Origin of the sequence: Moraxella bovis (assembly GCF_025985205.1) — a bacterium.
GTDB classification, from domain to species: Bacteria; Pseudomonadota; Gammaproteobacteria; order Pseudomonadales; family Moraxellaceae; genus Moraxella; species Moraxella bovis.
The window spans coordinates 2,287,501-2,310,332 of record NZ_CP087840.1 but is presented as its reverse complement, the minus strand read 5'-3'; the positions used below and the strand labels follow the sequence as shown (position 1 = coordinate 2,310,332).

At 44.2% G+C, this 22,832-nt stretch carries 21 protein-coding genes and 2 tRNA genes (1 of these 23 running past the window's edge); 7 read left to right on the top strand and 16 right to left on the bottom strand.

The genetic code is table 11. The features are described from left to right. Positions 1-50 precede the first annotated feature (50 nt). On the top strand, positions 51-509 hold the full coding sequence (locus tag LP107_RS11770) for a YcgN family cysteine cluster protein (protein WP_264676090.1): 459 nt from the start codon (positions 51-53) through the stop codon (positions 507-509). On the opposite strand, the gene LP107_RS11765 is transcribed toward LP107_RS11770, so the two are convergent. Further along, positions 506-1,576, bottom strand: a complete 1,071-nt coding sequence (locus tag LP107_RS11765; protein WP_264676091.1) for a hypothetical protein — start codon at positions 1,574-1,576, stop codon at positions 506-508. The genes LP107_RS11770 and LP107_RS11765 overlap by 4 nt on opposite strands. Before the next feature lie 152 nt (positions 1,577-1,728). Between LP107_RS11765 and LP107_RS11760 the strand changes: the two genes are divergently transcribed. Then, on the top strand, positions 1,729-2,592 hold the full coding sequence (locus LP107_RS11760) for a transporter associated domain-containing protein (protein ID WP_029104063.1): 864 nt from the start codon (positions 1,729-1,731) through the stop codon (positions 2,590-2,592). 129 nt (positions 2,593-2,721) lie between these two features. Here LP107_RS11760 and murJ read toward each other — a convergent pair whose 3' ends face one another. The 4 genes from murJ to ampD form a co-directional block, all read right to left on the bottom strand. Next, positions 2,722-4,272: a murein biosynthesis integral membrane protein MurJ gene (gene murJ, locus LP107_RS11755; protein ID WP_264676092.1), complete on the bottom strand. Its 1,551-nt coding sequence runs from the start codon at positions 4,270-4,272 to the stop codon at positions 2,722-2,724. 444 nt (positions 4,273-4,716) lie between these two features. Beyond that, positions 4,717-5,061 carry an EamA family transporter gene (locus tag LP107_RS11750; RefSeq protein WP_181879525.1) on the bottom strand — a complete coding sequence of 115 codons (345 nt, stop codon included), beginning with the start codon at positions 5,059-5,061 and terminating at the stop codon, positions 4,717-4,719. A gap of 169 nt (positions 5,062-5,230) precedes the next feature. Continuing rightward, the gene (locus tag LP107_RS11745) at positions 5,231-5,389 is read right to left on the bottom strand and encodes a hypothetical protein (RefSeq protein ID WP_264676093.1); all 159 of its coding nucleotides are present in this window, start codon (positions 5,387-5,389) and stop codon (positions 5,231-5,233) included. Between the two features lie 93 nt (positions 5,390-5,482). Beyond that, a complete protein-coding gene (ampD, locus tag LP107_RS11740) occupies positions 5,483-6,070 on the bottom strand; it encodes a 1,6-anhydro-N-acetylmuramyl-L-alanine amidase AmpD (RefSeq protein WP_264676094.1) in 588 nt (195 codons plus the stop codon). A 72-nt stretch (positions 6,071-6,142) separates the two neighbouring features. On the opposite strand from ampD, the gene LP107_RS11735 reads away from it, so the two are divergent. Next, positions 6,143-7,966, top strand: coding sequence for an Lnb N-terminal periplasmic domain-containing protein (locus LP107_RS11735; protein WP_264676095.1), 1,824 nt, complete (start codon positions 6,143-6,145; stop codon positions 7,964-7,966). Between the two features lie 15 nt (positions 7,967-7,981). Here the strand turns inward: LP107_RS11735 and LP107_RS11730 are convergent, their stop codons facing one another. The 11 genes from LP107_RS11730 to LP107_RS11680 form a co-directional block, all read right to left on the bottom strand. Further along, on the bottom strand, positions 7,982-8,770 hold the full coding sequence (locus LP107_RS11730) for a TrmH family RNA methyltransferase (RefSeq protein ID WP_078274100.1): 789 nt from the start codon (positions 8,768-8,770) through the stop codon (positions 7,982-7,984). A 20-nt stretch (positions 8,771-8,790) separates the two neighbouring features. After that, the gene (locus LP107_RS11725) at positions 8,791-9,219 is read right to left on the bottom strand and encodes a hypothetical protein (RefSeq protein ID WP_143821681.1); all 429 of its coding nucleotides are present in this window, start codon (positions 9,217-9,219) and stop codon (positions 8,791-8,793) included. Between the two features lie 68 nt (positions 9,220-9,287). Next, the gene (locus LP107_RS11720; RefSeq protein ID WP_078274102.1) at positions 9,288-10,301 is read right to left on the bottom strand and encodes a class 1 fructose-bisphosphatase; all 1,014 of its coding nucleotides are present in this window, start codon (positions 10,299-10,301) and stop codon (positions 9,288-9,290) included. 1,041 nt (positions 10,302-11,342) lie between these two features. Beyond that, positions 11,343-12,290, bottom strand: coding sequence for a ribose-phosphate pyrophosphokinase (locus LP107_RS11715; protein ID WP_078274103.1), 948 nt, complete (start codon positions 12,288-12,290; stop codon positions 11,343-11,345). A 160-nt stretch (positions 12,291-12,450) separates the two neighbouring features. Beyond that, positions 12,451-12,526, bottom strand: a tRNA-Gln gene (locus LP107_RS11710). 37 nt (positions 12,527-12,563) lie between these two features. After that, a tRNA-Gln gene (locus LP107_RS11705) sits at positions 12,564-12,639 on the bottom strand. Positions 12,640-12,747: 108 nt separating this feature from the next. Continuing rightward, a complete protein-coding gene (gene ispE / locus LP107_RS11700; protein WP_078274104.1) occupies positions 12,748-13,617 on the bottom strand; it encodes a 4-(cytidine 5'-diphospho)-2-C-methyl-D-erythritol kinase in 870 nt (289 codons plus the stop codon). 4 nt (positions 13,618-13,621) lie between these two features. Further along, positions 13,622-14,197: a lipoprotein insertase outer membrane protein LolB gene (gene lolB, locus LP107_RS11695; RefSeq protein WP_029104075.1), complete on the bottom strand. Its 576-nt coding sequence runs from the start codon at positions 14,195-14,197 to the stop codon at positions 13,622-13,624. 739 nt (positions 14,198-14,936) lie between these two features. Continuing rightward, positions 14,937-16,964 (bottom strand): tetratricopeptide repeat protein, encoded by a 2,028-nt coding sequence (locus LP107_RS11690; protein WP_112742599.1) that lies wholly within the window; start codon positions 16,962-16,964, stop codon positions 14,937-14,939. Positions 16,965-17,935: 971 nt separating this feature from the next. Then, on the bottom strand, positions 17,936-19,231 hold the full coding sequence (locus LP107_RS11685; protein WP_112742597.1) for a CapA family protein: 1,296 nt from the start codon (positions 19,229-19,231) through the stop codon (positions 17,936-17,938). Between the two features lie 163 nt (positions 19,232-19,394). Further along, a complete protein-coding gene (locus tag LP107_RS11680; protein ID WP_228157855.1) occupies positions 19,395-20,555 on the bottom strand; it encodes an anhydro-N-acetylmuramic acid kinase in 1,161 nt (386 codons plus the stop codon). A gap of 140 nt (positions 20,556-20,695) precedes the next feature. Here LP107_RS11680 and tyrS point away from each other — a divergent pair, with 140 nt between their 5' ends. The 4 genes in view from tyrS to LP107_RS11660 are tightly spaced (at most 14 nt apart) and all read left to right on the top strand, a layout consistent with a single transcriptional unit that may run on beyond the window. Further along, positions 20,696-21,901 (top strand): tyrosine--tRNA ligase, encoded by a 1,206-nt coding sequence (gene tyrS, locus LP107_RS11675; RefSeq protein ID WP_078274108.1) that lies wholly within the window; start codon positions 20,696-20,698, stop codon positions 21,899-21,901. Positions 21,902-21,915: 14 nt separating this feature from the next. Beyond that, positions 21,916-22,320 carry a hypothetical protein gene (locus tag LP107_RS11670; protein WP_143821683.1) on the top strand — a complete coding sequence of 135 codons (405 nt, stop codon included), beginning with the start codon at positions 21,916-21,918 and terminating at the stop codon, positions 22,318-22,320. A gap of 5 nt (positions 22,321-22,325) precedes the next feature. Beyond that, positions 22,326-22,811, top strand: coding sequence for a PDDEXK family nuclease (locus LP107_RS11665; RefSeq protein WP_078274110.1), 486 nt, complete (start codon positions 22,326-22,328; stop codon positions 22,809-22,811). After that, a protein-coding gene (locus tag LP107_RS11660; RefSeq protein WP_078274111.1) for a DUF1653 domain-containing protein crosses the window boundary here: on the top strand, positions 22,804-22,832 show its 5' portion. 199 nt of this gene lie beyond the right edge of the window; only the first 29 of its 228 coding nucleotides appear in the window; the start codon lies at positions 22,804-22,806; its stop codon lies off the right edge, out of view. Before LP107_RS11665 ends, LP107_RS11660 begins: the two co-directional genes overlap by 8 nt.

The following is a 22,832-nucleotide window of genomic DNA, read 5'->3' as shown; positions in this document are numbered from 1 at the left end:
GCCACCAAAAACCGCCAAATTTGTTACAATAAATATTTTTGGAAAATGCCGTGTCCGATTTACGCCCTAACTTTTGGCAAAATTATCCCCTATCCGCCTTAACCGATGACGAATGGGAAGCCTTGTGCGATGGCTGTGGGGTGTGTTGTTTGGTCAAATACCTAGACGATGATGACGTGCGACAGACTGAATATACAGACGTGGCGTGCAAACTCCTTGACACTGCCACAGGGCATTGCTCGGATTATCCCAACCGCAAACGCTTTGTGCCTGACTGCATTCGCTTGACGGTGGATATGCTCCCAAATATGATGTGGCTACCCCGTCATTGCGCCTACAAACGCCTATATCTAGGGCAGGGCTTACCGCATTGGCATTATCTAAAAGCAGGGCAAGACAGGCACAATAAAGAGATGAAAAAATTAAGTGTGGCGGGGCGATGTCATTCGGAGCTAAACTTTCGTGATGACGAGATAGAAGAGCGGGTGATAAGATGGGTGAAGATTTAATCCCCTTTGGTAAATTTCCCACCATGACAAACTTTATTAATTTCATCAAAGGAAATTCGTATCATTCCCAAAGTATCTATAATATTGACTTTACCATCTGAATTGATATTGGTTTGATTTTCTTGGCATTCTATTTCAAGGGGTTTTTGGTTAAAATTGGTTTGCCATTTGCCACCCTTAAAATCAAAATCCACCAAATGCGATCGCCCCACAAAAGGCGATAAAAATAACATCACACTAAATATAAATACCGTTGTTATGGGCACAAACAAAACAAGCGATACCGCCCCTTGCCATTCTTTATTTTCATGATAAACATAATAAAGCCCCATAATGCCAACCAATACCGCCACGCCCATAAAAATAGATGACATATTGCCAAAATCTAGGGTAATAAATTTATCAAAATAAAATAACACCCCCATTATGATAAATAAGAAAAATGACGAGTAAGCCAAATACCCCGAACGCTTGCCAAGTTCTTGTAATTGTGGTACATTGTCTTTAATGTAAGTTTGGTTGTCAATGGCGGTGGGTGTATGTCCATATTTAGCAAAAACTATCAAGAGTTCATCAAAATTATCAATTTCCCACATATGATGGCTAATCATAAACTTTTGGCTGATTTTGCCAAAGCGTTCTTTTTTGCTGGCGTGAATGATTAGGGTTTTATTAAAGTCTTTTAAATAGGGGTCGCCTTTTGATAAAAATTTGCCCGTCATTTCTTGGATTAAATTTTCGGCGTAGTCTATCCTATCAATGTCTTTGAATAAAATGGGCGTGGAATTGGGTAGTTTATTTAAAAAATTGCTGTTGGTTCTAATGCCTTTATCGTCAATGATTAAGGCAATGCCATACATTTTGGGTTTAAAATACGCACGCACCAAAAAATAAAACACAAGCCCAATACTTGTAGCAATGATAAAATTTTGCCAATAAGAAAGAGCATTGTCTTTTAGAAAAAAAGTCAGCACAAAAGTTGGCACAATGTACAAAATGGGCATGGAGAGTACCATCAGATAGCCTTGTGCTTGTTTGGGGCGGATTGGGTAGTGTTTGGCACGCATTTTTTAATCCTTAAAAATGGGGTGATGAAGCATTATGGATATTTTTATTTTGAAAGTCAAGGACTTAAAATTTTACAAAAAATGATTGAATATTCACCCAAAATCCGCTAAATTAAGCACATATTTTTAAACAACAAAGGAAAGTATTTCCCATGTCTGATGACCACAGTTGGCGACGTGGCTTAAAACGCTGGCTCTCCACCGCCCCCGAAACCCGTGATGACCTGCTTAACCTTGTCCAAGACTCTCGGCGGTTCTTGGATTCGGACATGGTAGATATGCTTGAGGGCGTGCTTGATTTGCCTGCCATGGCGGTCAAGGAGATTATGACCCCACGCCCTGATGTGAGAGCCATTACCAGTAGTGATGACATTGAGACGGTGCTTGCCACCATTTTTGAGTCCAACCATTCTCGCTATCCGGTCATCGATGAGGCGGACGACAATGCGGTCATGGGCATTTTGCTGGTCAAAGACCTAATTCCTTATCTTGCCCAAAAATCGGCAGGGCAAAACCCTCCATTTTTGCTCAAAGACCTAGTACGAAAGCCCCTATACATCTCGGAGACGGCACGCTCGGATACCCTGCTACGCTCACTGCAACGGGCTCAGGTGCATATGGCGGTCGTGGTTGATGAGTTCGGTTCGGTGTCGGGCGTGGCGACGTTGGAGGATTTGTTGGAGGAGATTGTTGGCGACATCGTTGATGAGCATGATGACATCGATGAGGACAGCACCATTAACAACATCATCACCCACCCCGAAAAAGACGGCGTGTGGCTCGTGCAAGCGTCCACACTCATCGGCGACTGTAACGAGGTGCTGGGGACGAGCTTTGATGATACGGACGTGGATACCATGGGCGGTCTGGTCATGCAGGCGTTGGGGGCGGTGAGCAACTTAGAGGGGCAGAGCGTGTCTATCAATGACTGGCAAATCACGGTGGTGGACGTAGAAGGGCGGTATATTCATTTATTGGAATTAACCTTAGTGCCACAATTAAATGATGAAAATTAAGAAAAGTTAAAAAGGGCGAGCAATCGCTCTTTTTGTTGGGGAATGTGTGGTTTTGTAAGGCGTGTACCGCACACCAATATATTTTGATTTTAAAAGATGAGTATTGCACATTCCCCTTTTCTTTCAATCTCACCCATGCCGTAACTGTCTTGGCCTAAACCCACTGGCAAGTAGCACTACGCCATACACCACCGCACCTAGCACACAGATAGCGATTAGCACGGCAAGTTTTGCCCATGCCGAGCCGTCTTGGGGGTAGTAGGGTAGCACCGCATACAGACTTATCATCATGGCAAGCGTGGCGATGACAAACTGCGTGCCCATTTTGTACCAATGTTTGCCAAAGTGCCAAATATCCCGTTTTTGCAAAAAGTAATACAAAAGCCCTGCATTGACAAAGCTCGCCCCTGTCGTAGCTAGGGCAAGACCGCCATGCAAGGGCAATTTGGCAAGATAAAAAATCCCAATAAACACCACGCTAAACAGCATATTGGCAAACACTGAGACGATACCGATTTTGACAGGGGTTTTGGTGTCTTGCCCTGCAAAAAACGCAGGGGCGAACACCTTAATAAGCATAAAGCCCAAAATCCCGCCCGACAGACAGCGTAGAGCAAGAGAAGCCATGTCGCCGTCTGTGGCGCTAAATTCGCCACGCACAAACAGGGCATTCATCAGCACGTCCGACAGCACAAACATCGCCACGGATGCAGGCAGACCGATAAGGACAATAAGACGCATTGCCCAGTCTAGGGTTTTGCCAAATTCTGTCATGTCCGCTTTGGCGCGGCTTGCCGACAGGCTGGGCAAAATGACCGTGCCGATTGCCACGCCAATAAGACCGAGTGGCAACTCGCTTAGCCGCTCGGCAGAGTAGAGCCACGAGACCGAGCCGTTTGCCATTTTGGATGCAAAAATGGTGTTGAGTAGCAGGTTAATTTGCGTTACCGACACCCCAAAAATGGCAGGGAGCATGAGCGTCAAGATGCGTCTGACCCCTTCATGTTTAAAGTCAATGCTTGGGGCGACCAGCAATTTTTTGCGATATAAATCAGGCAGTTGAATGATAAGCTGTAATACACCTGCCACCGCCACCGCATAGCCTAGTGCCATGATAGATTTGTCAAGCATGGGAGCGATAAGCCACGCCCCGACTATCATCGAGATATTGAGTAAGACAGGGGCGAAGGCAGGCGGGGCAAATTTACCATAGCTTTGTAAAATACTGCCAAAAAATGCCGTCATGGAAATAAAAAACAAATAAGGAAAGGTTAGGTACAAAAGCTCGGTTGCCGTGTTAAATTTGGCAGGGTCATCCACAAACCCAGGGGCAAAAAGCTGTATCACAAAGGGGGCAAGGGCAAGCACCGCCACCGTGAGTGCCAGCAATATCACCCCAAGCACGCCCGAGACACGGCTGATGAGTAGCTGAATTTCGTTAAAGGTTTTTTGTTCTTTATATTCGGTCAAGACAGGCACAAAGGCTTGCGAGAACGCCCCTTCGGCAAAAAGACGGCGTAAAAAGTTGGGGATTTTGAAGGCGACCAAAAATGCGTCCATAAGACCGCCTGCCCCAAACACGCCCATAAGGACGACATCACGCACCAAGCCCAAAATGCGTGAGAGCATGGTCATGGAGCTAACAACAAGGGTGGAACTAAGCAGACGAGATTTTGCCATGATAAATTGCCAACAAAAATTTGTGCGTATTATAAAGGATTTGAGCGATGAGTGGATGAATTTTTGTGAATTTGTGGGGTGTGGGCGGATTTGTTAAATCAAAATTGGGGCTGTTTAAATTAAAAATAATAAAAAGAGTGAATGATTTTTTAAAAATATTGTAACTTAAAAATAAAGATTGTAGCAACTGTATCCCACGCATCTTTTAATTTATATAAAAAATGATTTTCATCAATTTTATTTTTAAAAATATGTTAATTTAAAAAATACAAATTTTAATTGGATAAAAATTTTGGATAAATTGTAGGGGAAAACTGAATTAACCCTGTGATAAATATTAATTTTGGGAGAATTTCAATTTTCCCCCACACATCAAATTTTAAAAAGTATTTTATTGAACATACCATATTTTAAAATAATGCCATTCAAATAAATAAACCATTTTTAAAACTTCTTATCAAACCACCGACCACCCAACAAATGCACCCCAAGCCCAAACAATACCGTCAAAATCCCCACATAATGCCACAAAATAAGACGCTCTTTTAACGCCACATAGCCCACGACCAACGCAATGACAGGCACAAGCATGATAAAGGGCGTAACCTTGCTTGCCGAATGCCGAGCCAGCAAATACCCCCAGCCTGTATAGCCGACAAAGCTCGCCACATACGCCAAAAACATGACAGCAAGCACCCCTGACAGGCTAAAATTTGCCAAATGGCTCATCACACCGCCCACGCCATACGCCACGAGCGAGCCTAGCGTAAAGGTGATGAGTTGCCCCAAATGACGAGTGATAAGGGATTGACTTGTCCGATTTTTTTGACGATGACATTGCCAATCGCCTAGCTGAACGCCACACCCAGCACAGGGAACATACCGATGAGCGAAAATCCGCCTTGATATTGCCCTACGCCGATGAGCCCTAAGCCCACACCAGTCATCATCATGCCAATCAGATGATTGGGTTTGATGGATTCTTTAAAATCAATAAAAAACGCACCATGCCTAATATCAAAGGCGGTACATCATTTAAGCCGATTTTTATTGCCAAAAAATTGACACTCCAAATCAAAACCACGCTAAATAAGATTAAATAATATTTGGTGTGCATATTGGTTCCTTTTAAAAATTAGTAATAAATTTGGGGTATTTTTTAATTAAATTTTTAATAAGTCTCCTAAAAACTTTTAAAAAATTAAATCCATTATTTTTTGCATAAATCATCGACCATTTTTCTTAATTTTTGCCAATCAAAAAATTCGCCAGGGTCGGTTTTGCGAGCAGGAGCAATATCGCTATGTCCCATAAGATGTCTCTTTGTGGCAGGATAGGCGGTATAAATGGCGTGGATAATATGAGCAAGGGCAGTATATTGTATCTTAGTAAAGGGAGAGTAATCATCGCCTTCTAATTCTATGCCAATGGTAAAATCATTGCAATTTGACCGCCCAAGATAAGCGGACTTCCCTGCGTGCCATGCCCTGTCATTAAAATTGACAAATTGACTAACAGACCCGTCTCGCTCAATAAATAAATGAGCCGACACTTCTAAATCGGCAATGGTTTTAAAATAGTCGTGGTCATTGGCATTTAGGTTATTTTGAAAAAAGGCTTTGACAAAATGCGTGCCAGTCTTATCCGTTTTGCCAAATTCGCTTGGGGGCAGGCTGATATTATGAATGACAATGCCCGTAATGGGGCAGTCGGGGCGGGCATTAAAATTGGGGGACGGCACAAAGTCCGCTCCGTGTAATATGCCGTCTTTGATAAAAAAAGTGGTGAATTTTGTCATGATGATTTATACTTGTCAAAAGTCTATTCTATCAATTTTTATTTAAATTTAACACTTGATTTAACACTTGCTATGAAAAATTTTTACCAATCCACCCCCACACTACTAGCCCTTAGCCTAACCGCCTTGATGAGCGTGCCAGTGTATGCCGTCTCATCTGGCAATGCCCTAACGGACGGCACCAACGTGGCGTATCGAGACAGTCGTGTGGTTTTTGATGAGATTCAGCATTCATTTTTAACAGATAATTCCCAACCTAGCACCGCCCCAACCGCCAGCCAATCTGGGTCTTTGGCAGACGTGGCAAGCTCCCCTGCATGGCGAAAATTGTTACTGCTTGACAAAAAAGGCAAACCCACTGCCAAAGACCCTCATTTTTTACTGGCAGGGGGTGACACCAGAGCCGAGCTTGACGCTATCATCAAGGCGATAGATGAACGTGATGATAAGGTGCTGTGTGCCTTTCCTGCTCGCACGCACTATGTGGCAGAGCAGTTGGGCTTGGCGTTAGATGACAGCGGTTGTGATGAATTTCATGCGTGGGCGAAACAGTATGACGCTCGGGCGTTGTCGCTGACCTTTGCCGATGAACACCCCAATTCGCTCGGCTCGGCGTTCGCTCATGTGATGATAAAGGCGGACACCGAGCAAAGTCTGGCAAGTGGTCGTGATGATGACGCTTTTGCCATTAACTACACCGTTGCCCGAGATAAGGCGGACGGCGAAGCCGAAGCCAGTGCCCGCTCGCTGGTGGGCGGTTATGCAGGGATCATGGAGTTTTATGATTATGATGAAAAGCGAGATGTGTACTTGCTTGATGATGAGCGAGACATTTGGGAATATCGCTTAAATCTCACCACTGCCGAAGTCGCCCAAATCATGCGACACGTGTGGGAGATTAAAGACTTAAAACGTCCGTATTTTTTTACTCATGACAACTGTGCCAGTGAGATATTACGCCTGATTGATGTCGTGCGTGGCAGTGAGTTGCGTGAAGCGGTTGGCAAAGTCGTTATTCCTAACGAAGTGGCACGCGTGCTGACCGATAAGGGACTGGTGCGTGATACCAAATACCTGCCGTCAAAGATCAGTACCGCGCAAGCGGTGCAAAACGGCACACAGGGTGTGGTTACAAGCCCTAGCAACCCCGCCCATGCCAGTCCCACGCACCGCATTGGCTTATCGGTCGGCTATGATGACAGTTATCATGGTACACGCACGGGTGATAATGACGGCACAACTTTTGGACTGTCGTTACGCTCGGCATATCATGATGTGCTAGATAGACCTGTGGGCGTACGCCAGTATCTTGATGTCGAAATGCTCTCGCTCGATGTACGATATGATGATAGGCTAAAAGTGGATAAGGCAACGGTATTTAGCACACGCAGTTATAACCCAACCAACACCGCCAAAGCCCATAACGGCATGGCATGGGGTCAGCACGCACGGCTCATGCAGGTCATGGATGGCTCGGATAGGGATAATGATGACCATATGGTCTTTGATGTTCGCCTAGAAAAGGGCAAATCATGGACACTTGGGCAGGGCGAGCTAGGTACGGGCAGGCTTGCCGATACGCTCTGCTATGTGTTTGGCGGTTATGGCGGACAAGTGGGGCATATCAATAAGGGCTATCGTGTGGGGGCAGGCGTGAATGTCGGCTGTATTCATCATGCCAGTGATAAGGTGCGTGTCATGGGCGAGCTTGCCCTGCCAGTGTGGTATCATCACAATCAAGGCGAGACTCGCTCGACATACGTTCAGCCTGCTCTTAATGTCGGCGTGCAGTACGACATCAGCCCCACATACGCCCTACGCTTGACAGGTAAGGCGGAGCGTGGGCGTGATGACACGCACGAGCAAGTGGCGTTGGCGGTATTGCGGTATTTTTAGATTTCAAGTTTGTGCCTAGCGAATGCTGTGGGTGTTTTTAAACCTTCTCTGCCTTAAAATCTCATACAAACACACGCTCCCCGCCACACCGACATTTAGGCTTTCTTGTCCGTATTGGGGTAGGGTTAGGGGCGTGCATTCTTTTAATAAAATCTTATCCACGCCTTGCCCTTCGTGTCCCATAATCAGGGCAAGCGGTTTGGTCAAATCCTTATGATAAATCAAGCCATCAGCGTGCGAAGTTGTGGCAAACATGGGCACTTTAACGAAGTCAAAAATCTCATCAATCCCCACATTTTCATAAATATGTAAACTAAAATTTGCCCCCATGCCAGCACGCATTGTTTTGGGATTATAGGCGTGAGCCGTGCCTGTGGTGCAAATCACCGTTTCAAATCCTGTGGCACTGGCGGTGCGAAGTAGCGTTCCCAAATTGCCCGTATCTTGAATGCCATTGATAATTAAGCAGTCGTTTTCAATGGCTTGATTTAAAATCAAACTTGGCATCTCAATGATTGCCATTATGGGCAAACTTTCGCCAAGCGTGCGAATGGCTTTATATAAAGTATCACTGATGATAATGGGATTTTTATTTAACTTGGCAAGTAAACTTTGAATTTCAGTATTTGTCATTCCACTTTCGCTGACAATGGTTGTGATTGGCATTTTACCTGCTTTTAAATAAGCGTCCAATAAATGCGTGCCTTCAATGACCGTTTGCCCAAGTTTCTTTCTTTTTTTAGGGTCGGTTAGTAAGGCGTGGGCGGTTTTAATTAGGGGGTTGTCTTTGGAGGTGATAATCATATGAAGTTTTTTAAATGGGTTTATAAAATTAATTTTTTGCCACTATATTTTATCGCATATTCATTAAAAACTTTTTGAATATCGACATTCTCATTATTTTCAAAATATTGCATATCTATTTTGTGTTTGTTTGTTTTTGTATGAATAATCAATGTTGGTATATTAAACATAAAACTAATATCAACCGATTGAATGTCTTGCCACTCTAATTCAAAACCGTGTTTTGGGTGATTAAACACCATGCCAATTTCATCAAAGATAAACATTGGCATGGGTTTTTGATTGTCTTTGTCATGCAACTTGTTAGGCATGATTGCCTTATAAATCATAAATAAAGGCACGGCGACAATAATCAAATCTTTAATGATTGAAAAATTGTCTTTATTGGGATTGAGTAAATTTAAATATAAGACACAGAGCAAAATGGCACATACCAAAATGCCAAACACCAAAAGTCCCCATAAAAAATAATTGACGGATTCTGAAAGCGTTTTTGGTTGATAATAAAACTCTTGTCTCATTCGCTCGACTTATCCCCATTCGCCAAAATCCCTGCCGTCTCGTGCAACGCCTTGACATAGTTCACTTCTTCTTTTGCTCCTAGCACCACAGGGATACGCTGATGAATGGCGGTCGGGATAATATCCATAATACGCACCACGCCGTCCGTACTTGCCCCGTCCGCTTGTTCAATGATAAAACTCATCGGATTGGCTTCGTACATCAGGCGAAGTTTGCCCGCCTTACCTGCAATTTTGGTATCATACGGATACATAAACACCCCACCACGAATCAAAATACGATGCACATCGGCAATCATCGCCGCCACCCAGCGTGTGTTGTAGTCTTTTTGGCGTATGCCTGTGTCGCCTTGCACCAACTCTTCAATGTACTGCTGGATTGGTGGTAGCCAATAACGGCGGTTGGAGGCATTAATCGCATACTCGGCAGTCTGCTCGCTGATACGCACATTGTCGTTAATCAAAATATAAGTTTGGGTCATCGGGTCAAAGCTAAACATGGCAACGCCTGCCCCAAAAGTTACCGCCAGCATGGTGGACGTGCCATAGATAAAATAACCTGCCCCAAGCTGATTTTCGCCTTTTTGCAAAAAGTCGCTCTCACACGCCTTTTGTCCTTGATTGCGATAAGGCAAAATAGAAAAAATCGTCCCCACCGTCATATTAATGTCAATGTTGGACGAGCCGTCAAGCGGGTCAAAGGTAACGAGCAGGGTGCCGTCATCGTTGGCAGGGCTAATCTCATCAAGCTCTTCCGATGCCACCCCTGCACAGTTGGGGTTGTGGATTAGGGCGTTTAGTAGCAGGTTGTTGGAAATCACGTCCAGCTTTTTTTGGGCTTCGCCTTGCACATTTTGTCCGCCTGCTTCGCCGTGAATGCCTGCCAATGCCCCTTTATCTAGTAAATGACTAATAGCAACGCTCGCTGTGGCAAGCGTGGTCATGGTGCTGGCAAGCTCTGGCGTGGCGTGGGATTCTAGGTATTGGGCGAGCGTGGTTTGTGCGGTCATGGCAAATCCTTAAAGTCATAAATGCCCTTATTTTATCATGAAATGGGTAAGATGTCAGAGATATTTTATTTTTTGATGATGGGATAAACTCATAAAATACTGAGAGTAAAAAATGAATGATGAGTAAATATTCATCCTTAAAACTATTTTTTATAGGCATGCTATAACGGGCTGTTTTGTCAGCCCATGGGGATTTTGATGGAATTAACCAAATTTATTGATGAATTACTTAACGTCAATCAGATAAAAAAATCTCATTAAAATTTTTCATGTATTTTTTATCATCTCTTTTATTTTATGTTCTTTAACCGCTTATATTTTTGGTGGTGTTGTTGAGATGGTTTTATTTGTTTTATTTTTCTAATAGAATACTTGTTTATATAAATTAGAATAAAAAAATGCAAAAGAAAACAAAGAAGTAATTATAGAAGACTTAAAATTATGGTAGTAGTCTAAAAAGTATGCTGAACTAGGTTTTCCGTTCGCCCTGAGCCTGCCTGCGGGTAGGAAAACCGTTAGGTTTCCCAAGCTCGCCACGAACGGTTTTCTCTGTAGCATACTTTTTGAACCAGAGCCAAAATTATATTTATTATCTCTCCCACATCAATCATTGTACTGATAGTAATTTTTAATTTTTTTGCAATTTCCTTATTATATGATAGATTTTAATAAGGATAAAAAGAATGAAATACCATAACTGGGGTGGTTTCTTCGTCACTTATGGGTGGTAACCATAAAAAACTGAAAAATATTTTGTTGTAAATAATCATAAATCAAAAAAACTAGCTAATGACCAAGCCTCTCAATTAAATTATCCATATTATAAATTTATGAATAAAAAGATAGAGCTACCAATGGTTGAAAGTATTGAAGTTGTTTATCACACTTATAACAGCCCATTTGATGGTAGGCTGACAACGTTTTAAAAACGTGTGATTTTCCTATTTTTGAAAACACAAAAGGGGCAGGCTTGATGGATAAAGTCATCACGCCTGCCCACGTCAGTTAAAGTAACGATAAGTGATTGCTTTTTGATGTCAATCAATAATCAAACATCGCACTGATGGATTCTTCGTTGTTGATACGACGCAGGCTCTCAGCAATCATTGATGCGATGGTCACTTGACGGATTTTTGAGCAGGCTTTGGCTTCGTCCGTCAAAGGAATGGTGTCAGTAACTACAATCTCATCTAGGGCGGAGCTTGAGATGTTGTCTAGTGCCTTGCCCGAGAGTACAGGGTGCGTGATGTAGCCGACCACACGTTTTGCCCCTTTGTTTTTTAGGGCTTGGGCGGCTTTGCACAGTGTGCCTGCGGTATCTACGATGTCATCGACAATGATGCAGTCACGTCCTGACACGTCGCCGATGATGTGCATGACTTCGGATTCATTGGCTTTGGCACGGCGTTTGTCGATGATGGCAAGGTCAACATCACCCAGTGATTTGGCGACGGCTCTGGCTCGCACCACGCCACCGACATCAGGGGAAACGACCATGATGTTCTCATAATTTTTTTGTTTTAGGTCGCTAAGTAGCACGGGCGTGGCGTATAGGTTGTCCACGGGTACGTCAAAGAAACCTTGGATTTGGTCAGCGTGCAAATCCACCACCATCACACGGTCAATGCCAGCGATGGACAGCATGTCTGCCACCACACGAGCCGAGATAGGCACACGAGCCGAACGGGGGCGACGGTCTTGGCGAGCATAGCCAAAATAAGGAATCACGGCAGTGATACGTCCTGCACTAGAACGGCGTAGAGCGTCCGCCAGTAGCACCACTTCCATCAGATGGTCGTTGGTCGGGGCACAGGTCGGTTGGAGGATAAAAACGTCTTTACCACGCACGTTCTCTTTAATCTCAACGGCAATCTCGCCATCAGAGAAACGGGTAATATCAGACTTACTTAGGGGGATGTGAAGATGGTTGGCGACGGTTTGAGCAAGTTCAGGATTGGCACTTCCTGAAAAGACGGCCATATATGACATGAAAAAATCCTATGGTTGGGACAGTGGGGTTAGCAAGATTATTTTACCATTTTTTACCATCATTGCAAAGACTCAAACGCGGTAAAATAGCAATGTGTAAACAACAAACGTAAAAAAACCAGTCTTTCAACTGGCTTTTTTACTCTTCTCAACCAAAAAATGGCAGAGGCGGCTGGACTCGAACCAACGGATGTCAGGATCAAAACCTGATGCCTTACCAACTTGGCGACGCCCCTATAAAGTGTGATAAATTTTTTAAAAATTTACAAAAAATGGCAGAGGCGGCTGGACTCGAACCAACGGATGTCAGGATCAAAACCTGATGCCTTACCAACTTGGCGACGCCCCTATATAGGCGGACAATTATACCGAAAAATTAAAATTATGCAAGGGCTAATTTTTAAAATTTTAAAATAAATTGCTAAGTATTTGAAATTTATCAATTTAAAATGCCCATTTAGTAAAGTCCCCGAGCAAAGAGTGCAGGACAGGGGGCATTGTCTATCAAGCGGTTGATGGCGGTGTCAATGAGCTTATAGGGAATGGGCAAAAACACCGCCGAACCTGTGCCACTCATGCGCACCTTGGTGCCAATCTTGTGCTCTAAGTCACACAGATAGCCAAACGCATGGGCGACTTTGGCAGAGCGTGCCAGCACCAGCGGGGTAAAGACGTTGGTAAATAAGGCATTATCGCCAAAGAAGTTGGCATCCGATAGGGCGTGATGGCTATACACAGGGCAGTCCCGTTTGAGCTCATCACAGCCGAACAGCGTGGCGGTGCTGACGTGTTCATCAGGCAGTAACACCAGATAGCCACAGTCGGGTAAGTCAATGGCACTTAGTATCTCGCCAATGCCCGTGGCGATGGCGGAGGTTCTGTGAAAATGGGCAAAAATAAAAAACGGCACGTCCGCCCCAAGGCTCGCCCCAATCTTGATAAGCTCATCGGCAGAGAGCCGAAGTCCCCACAGCTCGTTGATGGCGATGAGCGTGGTCGCGCAGTTGGAGGAACCCCCGCCCAGTCCTGCCCCTGTGGGGATGTGCTTTTCTAGGACGATTTGGACGGATGAGGCATAAGCAGGGTAGCGTTTGGCTAAGGTCTCGACCGCCTTGACGATAAGGTTATCATTGATGTCGTCGGTCAGTTCATCCGCTCCTATCAAGGTCACAAGCTTCTGGCTTGTGGACGTGCGAAAAGAGAGCGTGTCACCAAAATCAATGGCGGTAAAGACGCTTTGCAGATGATGATAACCGTTGTCCGCCCTGCCAGTGATGTGCAAAAACAAGTTGAGTTTGGCAGGCGAGAATAAAGTAAGCTGACTCATGATATCAATTCGGATAAACGATGGTCATCACCACACGATGTCCGTCGGTGTGATTGATGATAAGACGGCTGGGACGTGGGCTGTTTTTGGGGTATTCAAAACTGGCTGTCCACTCATCATTGGTGCTTTGGGTGAGCCTGCCTTGCTCGTCCTGCTGACTGTCGGTGTCGCCTTGGGCGGTTTTGCCGACAATCCAGTGGGGCAGATGACTGATGGGGGCGTGCCATCCTGTGGCTTTTTGGAGCAACTCTTCGGGGCTGTCCGCCTGTATCTCGCCCTTGTCGTTGGTGAGTGTGGCTTGCTGTCCGTCATAGCGGATTTGGGTTGCCCCCATGCCAAACGCCCCTGTTAGGTCAATAGCAAACCGCTCATCTTCTTGTCCCCAGTTATAAAAAGCACTGCCTGCCTGTTTGCCGTTGGCGGTGTTTGTGGTAATACCGATTTTACCCGTGATGGCAAAGCGTAAGACATCATCATGAACCTGCTCGCTGATGACAGGGGTGGTCTTGGGCAGGGTTTGGCAGGCGGTGAGCGAGCCTGTGGCGACTAGGGTAAGGATAAGGGGGCGGATAAATTTCATAAGCTTTTTGATGATTAAATGGTAAATAATGATGAGTAAAGAATTAGGGTGTGTTGAATATTGGTATTTGCCATGAAAAATGAGAAAAATCGCACGTTTTTCAAGGAAAAAACTTGAGGTTGATAGTTATTCTATCAAGCCAAGTTTTTGACGCAGAAAAACAAGATTTAGCCATTTTTCATGCAAAAATAGATTGAAACGTTAAATTTTCATCTTATTTTATAAAAATGTTATCAATGTTCAACACGCCCTAATGAATAATGAGTGTTAAAGAGTTTTTAAAAGTTATTTAAAACAAAGATTGGGCTAAATACAAGATGTTACTTAATTCTCCACTTAAAATGGTAACTTATTGATTGTTCCATAATTATTTTTTTCGGTAGTAGTCTAAAAAGTATGCTGAACTAGTTTTTCCGCTCTCCTTGAGCCTGCCTGCGGGTAGGAAAACCGTTAGGTTTCCCAAGCTCGCCACGAACGGTTTTCTTTGTAGCATACTTTTTGAACCAGAGCCTTTTTTCGATTGTAGGGGTGAATCGTTCGCCCTTGATAAATCAATCATTTATATAAAGTTGAGAATGGGGTATAAGTTGTCTTTTGCTTAAATGATGGTTAAAAAGATTTTTTAAAGTTGTTTAACAGTTGTTTAAGGGTTAATTTAATAAGGCATTGTCAAATAAAAATACATGTTAAAATTTGGATATATAGGGCAAATCATTTATCCAAAAATCATTCCCAAACCCTAATATTCTTGCACTTCCTGTCCTGTCCGATTTTGTCCAAAGGCAAAGCGGTTTTGTAGGTCGGCAAGCAGGCGATCGACCTTATCAGACTCGCCAAGCCCTTGGTAGGCATGCAGTAGGGTTATGCCTGCGTTTAGGTCGGGGGCGACTTCATAGGGCATTTCTAGGTAGTCCAGCACCGCCCGATAGTTGCCCTGTGATAGGGCGTGATTGCCAAGTACGATAAGAGCTTCAAGCTGTAACTGTGGGTCGTAATTGGGGTCGTCCGAGCTGATTTGGGCAAGGCTCATCGCCCCTTCGAGTGCTGATAGGTCGTTGGGGTTTTGGCTTAGGCGAAGTTTGATGTCGGCTAGGCGATATGCAGGGTTCATACGGTCAAGCTCCAAGAGCTTATCGATGGCAAAGCGTTTGTCATCATCGCTAAGCTCATTTTGCAAAAGCTGAAAACTGGCAAAGAGCAGGCGGTCATCATCGGGATATTCACGATTGGCGACGGTAAGCAGGTTTTGGGCTTCGGTTTTTTTGTCTTGACGTAGCAAAATCTCGGCATGAAGCAGATAGCTGTCAATGGCATAAATCTCAAAGTCATCACGCAGTCGCACCAAAGTGGCAATCGCTTTGTCCACGTCATCTTTGGCAAGATAGTAGCCGACCACTTTGGTGCGGGCGTCTAGCACATGCTCGTAGTCTTTGACCTTTTCATAATGCTCTTTGGCAAGGGTAAGGTTGCCCGAGCGTTCGTAGCTGATGGCAAGGTAGTAATTGGCACGGCTATTAAAGGCAGGCACGTCAAGTAAGGGGGTTAAGACCGTACGGGCATTTTCATATTTGCCGATGTCTAGCCCGACCAAGGCGGTCAGCAGGGCAACATCGGGGTCTTTGGTTTGACGGTTTGCCACTTGTAGTAAATCCCACGCCCGTCCAAGCTGACCCATGTCTATTTCATGGCGAATCTCGTACAGGTGTAGCTCTTTGATGGTGGGCAACTCCTTGACTTTTTGGCGGATAAACGCCCACATGGCGGACTCTTGTCCGCTCTCTTTTAGGATGTCGATTTTTAGGGTAATAAAGGCAAGGTTATCGGGTTCGTCTTCTAGGGCTTTGTTGATGTAAGCCAAAGCAGGGGCGTAGTCTTGTAGGCGTAGCAAAAGACCTGCTCGCAGTACTGACAGCGATGGGTTGTCGTCTTCCATGGTTTGCAAGGCGGTAAAAAGCTGTCGCTGTTCGTCAGGGTTTTGTGGAAAAATCCCTGTCAAAATCCCCGTCAAATCTGCTTTTTCATCATAATCCAAAATCATCGCCAGCATGGTACTGGCTTCATGATAGTCGCCTGCTTTTAGAGCCAGATGGGCGACATAGAACCACGCAGGGATATGCTCAGGGTTTTGGCGTTGCCACGCCCGAGCAAAGGCAAGCGACTGTTCGGGGGTCTCGTACTCGATGGACAGTGCCAATGCACGCTCAAAGACGGCTGTGGCATTGGCGGTAAAGCTCTCAGCTTTATAAATGGTCAAAGACTCACCAATCTGCCCCCTGTCCACGCCAAACTCCGCCGACAGCAGGGCGTACAAATCAGGATAGCCAAGCATGGGCGTGCTGTCGTGGGCGTTTAGGATGTCATCAAAGATGATGTCGGGGATGTCTACCGTGTCGGCATTGGGCAGGTAATCATCATCGGTGCCGTCATCGATATACTCGCCCATGTCAGGCTCATCAAGCTTGTTGGGGGTGCTTAGTTCGGGCTGAGATGGGGCGACAGGCATAAAAGCAGGCTCTGCCGTCTGTGGCGTGCCTTCATCGTTGTCTTTATTGGTGTCTTGGGGTGAGTTATCGCCAAGACTGCGGTCACCATCATAAAAGGGCAGGAGAATTTTTAGCAATGAGTCAAAAACCCCTGCCTGTGCCGTGGACATGGTTTTCTCGGCAAGGGGCAGAAGTGCCAACACGCACAGCACTAGGATGAGGCGTTTTTTATAAGTGGGCTTAGTTCTCTGATGAGACCGCTCAATATTTGGCGTTGCACTCATGATAAAAATCGATGGATAAAGTGCCTTATTATAAGACGAAATGCCAAAAAGTTGCAATGTTTTGAAACAATTTTAATGTAAAAATTACCAAAAAACATTGGCACAAATTAAGTGTAGTATAGCAATAGAATAAATCTGTACAATAATTCATCAATTTTATATGCAGGCAAAAAAAGACCCACTGAAGGAGGGGCAGTGGGTTGAGGAAAGGGGTTATGGTTATTATTGTTATATTATTCTAAATGGGGATGGGGTGGATTTTTTCAAGGATAAAAGAAGGAAAAAATGATAATTTTTAAAAAACTCATCATGTCAAAACCCATCATGTCCAAACCTAGGATTTGACGAGCATCATCACTTGGGGTAATCCAAGTATCAGGGTGGGTTGCCCTCCCATATTTGGCAAGGATGGTACTGTCTTTTTTATCGGTCTTTTGTCTGACCCCCCCCTAAGCCATCAGCATGGTGTTTGATAAAAGCAGGATTGATGAGGCTGACTTTAAAGTCCAAATCGTGCAAGTGATAGGTCAAAGGTTCGTGATACACGTCTGTGGCTTGTAAAATGAGATGAATGTCGTTAACGTTGACCTCATCACCAAGATTGGTGTTAAGTCAATTAGTCAGGCATACAAAGTCATCTGGTTTGTTATTAAAGTTTTTGGTTTTAACTTTCATTGAAGTTAAGTCTTTTAACTAAGCCACATCAAGTTTGTGTTTGCTGACATCTACGCCAATATAACACACTCTACAAAATGAAAAAGTACCACGGTTTTCTGTTCGTGGTGAGCTAAGTCGAACCATGACGGAAACCGACCCGCAGGCATAGCTCAGGGCGAACGGTTTGTGTAGTAAAATCAATTTTGTTAGCTGTACAATAAAACGTTACATTATCAAGGACGTGCTCAGCACGTCCCACCAAAACCTGTGGCGAATATTAAGCCTGTTAGGGTCATGATATGATTAATCACGCCTTATTTTGATGAGCGGGTAATCTTATTATCACGAAATACCAAACCGCTATTAGGAAAATCAAGCTCGGTTAAGCGTTTTAATTCACCAAAGGCACGATTTTGTTTGTCAATTCTAAGTCCATGTTCTTTGGTTTGATAAATCGAAACAACATCAGCCGAAACAAATTTACCATCTTTTTGCATGGTGACATTGACAATGGGAGCAATGCCGTTAAGACCACGCACATTAAATGCCCCATAAGTATTAAAATTACCCAAACTATACGCGATAAATCGGTCTTGATAAACTTCCACCGCTCGGGTAATATGAGGGCCATGCCCGATGACAATATCCGCCCCCACATCAATCAAACTGTGCGAGAATTTATAAACATCGCCACGATTTTCATTTAGATACATCTCAGTTGTTTTGGGTACTCGGGTATGCTCTGCTCCCTCTGCTCCGCCATGAAAAGAGACGATGACAATATCCACTTTTTTATCCAATTCCCTAACATAGCGTTTGGCGGTTTCTAAGTCATTGATAGAGAGCGTACCGATGTTTGGGGCAAAGGCGACCATGCCGTATTTTACGCCATTTTTGGTAAAGGTGGTGGTGGGTTTGGATAAAAGACCTGCATAATAAATACCAGCATCGGCAAGCGTGGTTTTTGTGCTGTTACGCCCCACATCGCCAAAGTCGCCTGTGTGGTTATTGGCAAGACTTAACATATTAAACCCAGCATCCTTGATGATTTTGGCATAGCGGGTTGGCATACGAAAGGCATAGCAGGTCATGGCTTTGGGCTGACCTGTCTCAGGGTCGATGGCAGGCGTGTTGGGGCATTTGGTGGAGTTACCATTATCTAGCAGCACCCCTTCTAAGTTGCCAAAGACCACATCGCCTTTTAGGTAGGGCTTGACATATTTAAAACTATCACGACCATCATTGGGCGGTAAAAAGCCCGCATTGGGAAAGGACGACCCTATCATGATGTCGCCCACTGCCACGATGTTGATGAGTCCGTCCTTGTTTGGGGTGATGGTGTCATCGCCATGACCAAATAACAAATAATCATCGCTGATGATTATCTCATCACTGACGATGGTGCCACTGCTTTGATTGGGGTTGTATTCAAAGTCATCAACTTTGCGGGCGACATAGTTCACCACGTTATTTTTATAAGTTGTGGCGGTATAAGTCACCGTATCGCCAAAGTCGGCGATTTTTTGTGAAAAGTGCGTTTGGGTCTCGGCACTGCATGATTGGCATAAGATACCTACTGTCACAAAACACAGCAATGATAATCTTGTCATAAAAATTCTCCTTAATGTCTACTTCAATCTCAACCTAAAGTTACAAATTATTGATTTTCCAGTGACTATTTTTCGGGCTGTAGGGCAAATTGCAATTTGCCCTTTGGTAAATCCATCACTTATACAAAGTTGAGAACAGAGTTAATATCTATAAAATACCATATCACCCAAAACACACCACGCCCAATACCACGCCTTTTTTTGCCCCTGTTACGGCAGGTAGGTTGCCCGTTTGCATGAGCATATTTTGGCGAGCCAGCCACGCAAAGGCGACTGCTTCCACCCAAGCGGGACTGATACCGACCTTATCAGTAGTGTGTATGGTAAAGTTTGGCAGATGATAGCCAAGTCGTGTGAGCAGATGAGCGTTATACGCACCGCCACCACAGACATAGAGCGTGTTGTGGGTTTTGGCAAATTTGGCAATCTCACGGCCTGCCGATAGAGCGGTAAATTCGCACAAAGTCGCTTGCACGTCCACAGGCTCCACATCGGTATCTGCCAACATCTCATCAAGCCACGCCATGTTAAAGGCTTCTCGCCCTGTGGATTTGGGGGCGGATTGCATTAAAAAGGGGTGAGTCATGAGCCTATCAAGCAAGGCAGAATCCACCGCCCCTGATTTGGCCCAGTCGCCATGTTTGTCATAGCCGACCCCCTGATGACGGTATATCCAGCCGTCCATAAGCAGGTTTGCCACGCCTGTGTCATAGCCTATTACATCATCACCCAATACGGTAATGTTGGCAATCCCACCCAAATTTAAAATCACGGTTTGGCTGTTATCGGTTATCTCATCTTGCTCAAAAATGGCTTGATGAAAAGCAGGCACCAAGGGAGCCCCTTGACCGCCCACCGCCATGTCTCGTCTACGAAAGTCCGACACCACCGCAATGCCTGTGCGTTCGGCTAGGATATTGGGGTCAAGCAGTTGTAGGCTAAAACGCCACTCGGGGCGATGTCGCACCGTTTGCCCATGGCAGCCAATGGCGGTGATGTCATCGCTTGTTAGGTCTGTTTTGGCAAGCAGTTCATTGACAATCTCGCTGGCAAACTCACCATACAGACGGCTTGCCAAGCCCCAAAAATCAAGCTCGCTAAATCGGTCAAACTCCCCCACCGCAAGGGGTGCCGTGCCATTGGGTGTGCATAAGGCAAGCAAAATCGCCCGCAATTCGGCAGGAAAGGGCTTACTGTGCGTGGCGATAAGGCGAGGCTTGTCGTCATCAAAATTGCACAACACCGCATCCAACGCATCAAGACTTGTGCCACTCATCATACCGATGTAGTAGTTGTCTGCCAACATCATCGGTTCAGTCGTCATCAGCTCATCTAATTGTTCTAATTGCATATCATCTCTTGGGGTTAAAATGCCAAATATCAGGCTATTATAACGTAAAATCACCCCAAATTTTTGCGATATGCTATAATAATGCTATTTTTCTTTATATAAAAAGGTGTCTTATGTCAAATTTTTTGCCCCCTGCCGAACAACTTGAACTTCTAAAACGTGGCGTGGTTGAGATTTATTCCGAAGAAGATTTGTTAAAAAAACTCGCCCTAGGTCGCCCTTTGCGTATCAAGCTTGGTATGGACCCCACCGCCCCTGATTTGCATTTTGGACATACAGTTGTTCTTAACAAATTGCGTGCCTTTCAAGAATTGGGGCATGAAGTGCTGTTTCTTATCGGCGACTACACCGCTCGCATTGGCGACCCGTCTGGCAAAAACGCAACTCGTCCGCCCCTATCCGAAGAGCAGGTCAAGGCAAATGCCGAAACTTACGCCAAGCAAGTCTTTAAAATCCTAGACAAAGACAAAACCACCATTATGTTTAACTCTGATTGGTTTTCCAAAATGAGTGCAGGCGACATGATACAGCTAGCCAGTCAGCTTACTGTGTCTCGAATGCTTGAACGTGATGACTTTTCTAAGCGTTATAACAGCCAAACCCCAATCGCCATTCACGAATTTTTGTACCCCCTTGTGCAAGGCTATGACAGCATTGCCATGGAAGCCGATGTGGAGATTGGCGGAACTGACCAAACCTTTAATGTGCTTATGGGGCGTACCCTACAAGGTCGCTATGGCAAAGAGCCACAGGTGTGTCTGACCATGCCTCTTTTGGAAGGCTTGGACGGTGTACAAAAAATGTCCAAATCGCTTGGCAACTACATCGGCATTGACGAACCTGCGGGCATGATGTACCAAAAAATCCTATCCATGCCCGACACGCTCATCGCTCGCTATTTTGAGCTTTTGAGCTTTAAGCCGATGAGTGAAGTGAATGCCTTACTTGATGACATGGCAAACGGTCGCAATCCGCAAGAAATCAAAAAAATCCTAGCCCATGAGCTGATTGAGCGTTTTCACGATAAAGAAAGTGCGGAGAATGCCCATAAATCAGCAGGGAATCGCTTGGCGGACGGAGAATTACCGATTGATTTGCCAGAAGTTACGCTAAGCGTTGATGGGGATAAACTGTTTATCGCTCAGCTATTAAATCAAGCAGGATTGGTAAAAAATTCGGCACAAGCCAAAGACGCTCTAAAAAACGGCTCGGTCAAAGTAGATGGTGCTGTCGTTGGAGCAGATTTTGCCGTAGAAAAAGGACAAACGGTGGTGGTACAGGCAGGGAAGAAAGCGTTTGCTAGGGTGAGTGTAGCTTGATTAAGGATAAAAAAGTGAAAGTTATTTCTCTAAAAACAGGTCAAGAGATTTATGGGGTTATTTATAAAAATAACCCTAGCCAAATCCAAGAGATTTTAAACAAGCCAAAAGTTTTGCAAGGTGGACATGCTACAGCTAAAGAAGCTCAGAAGTACGCCCAGCCACTTTTAATTACTTTTAATCTCTGCTATTTTCAAAAAAGCGATATGGACAATGATGAGAATTCTTATTTATTTAATAAAGTACCAAGCAATCATTGTATAGTGGGGGTATTTAATGAAATAGGTGATAAAAATCACATTTACATACTAAGAAATAACAACAATGATATCATTGCTTTGAATAAGAATATTTTGGAAGGTGAAATTAGAAATATCACTGTGAGAAATTTTATTGAGAATTTTTTGTTAATTAACTAAAAAGTATGAAGTCATCAGAAATTATAGATTTGTTATTGCAAGCACAATCTTATGCTGAAAAAAGTCATGGGATTTCAAATATTTTGCAGCCAGGTATTATAAAAGAATTGATCATGGCTGAAATATTAGGTCATCAGCTTATACCGCAAAAAGATCTTCCTGACGCCAAAGATGAGAGTGGTAATTTTTATGAATATTTGGCTAGTATCAGAAGGGTTAATACAAAAACAAATAAGGGTTGCAGTTTTCAAATGGATAGAATTACAAAAAGCAATCTATCAAGAATAACTAGAAATCGTGCATTTTATTTTGGTATTTTTAAGAATCATTTGGAGATTGAGCAAATATGGATTGTTGAAATACCATTAGTATTATCCGAAGTTGAAAGACAGTTAAAAAGATGCAAAAATGATATAGCTCATGTAAATTTTCTATTAAAATGGCTTGAGACTAATGGCAAATTAATCTATCAAGTGCAGAATTATGAATGATGTAAATTTAAAAACAGGCAT

Bases quoted from the DNA above. Each gene is read 5' to 3' on its own strand.
- murJ (WP_264676092.1), bottom strand. From the start codon at position 4,272: ATGGCAAAATCTCGTCTGCTTAGTTCCACCCTTGTTGTTAGCTCCATG.
- LP107_RS11735 (WP_264676095.1), top strand. From the start codon at position 6,143: ATGAAAAATTTTTACCAATCCACCCCCACACTACTAGCCCTTAGCCTA.
- lolB (WP_029104075.1), bottom strand. From the start codon at position 14,197: ATGAAATTTATCCGCCCCCTTATCCTTACCCTAGTCGCCACAGGCTCG.
- LP107_RS11715 (WP_078274103.1), bottom strand. From the start codon at position 12,290: ATGTCATATATGGCCGTCTTTTCAGGAAGTGCCAATCCTGAACTTGCT.
- LP107_RS11690 (WP_112742599.1), bottom strand. From the start codon at position 16,964: ATGAGTGCAACGCCAAATATTGAGCGGTCTCATCAGAGAACTAAGCCC.
- LP107_RS11680 (WP_228157855.1), bottom strand. From the start codon at position 20,555: ATGACGACTGAACCGATGATGTTGGCAGACAACTACTACATCGGTATG.
- LP107_RS11745 (WP_264676093.1), bottom strand. From the start codon at position 5,389: ATGCACACCAAATATTATTTAATCTTATTTAGCGTGGTTTTGATTTGG.
- LP107_RS11665 (WP_078274110.1), top strand. From the start codon at position 22,326: ATGAAGTCATCAGAAATTATAGATTTGTTATTGCAAGCACAATCTTAT.
- ampD (WP_264676094.1), bottom strand. From the start codon at position 6,070: ATGACAAAATTCACCACTTTTTTTATCAAAGACGGCATATTACACGGA.
- LP107_RS11685 (WP_112742597.1), bottom strand. From the start codon at position 19,231: ATGACAAGATTATCATTGCTGTGTTTTGTGACAGTAGGTATCTTATGC.
- LP107_RS11720 (WP_078274102.1), bottom strand. From the start codon at position 10,301: ATGACCGCACAAACCACGCTCGCCCAATACCTAGAATCCCACGCCACG.
- tyrS (WP_078274108.1), top strand. From the start codon at position 20,696: ATGTCAAATTTTTTGCCCCCTGCCGAACAACTTGAACTTCTAAAACGT.
- LP107_RS11730 (WP_078274100.1), bottom strand. From the start codon at position 8,770: ATGATTATCACCTCCAAAGACAACCCCCTAATTAAAACCGCCCACGCC.
- ispE (WP_078274104.1), bottom strand. From the start codon at position 13,617: ATGAGTCAGCTTACTTTATTCTCGCCTGCCAAACTCAACTTGTTTTTG.
- LP107_RS11765 (WP_264676091.1), bottom strand. From the start codon at position 1,576: ATGCGTGCCAAACACTACCCAATCCGCCCCAAACAAGCACAAGGCTAT.
- LP107_RS11760 (WP_029104063.1), top strand. From the start codon at position 1,729: ATGTCTGATGACCACAGTTGGCGACGTGGCTTAAAACGCTGGCTCTCC.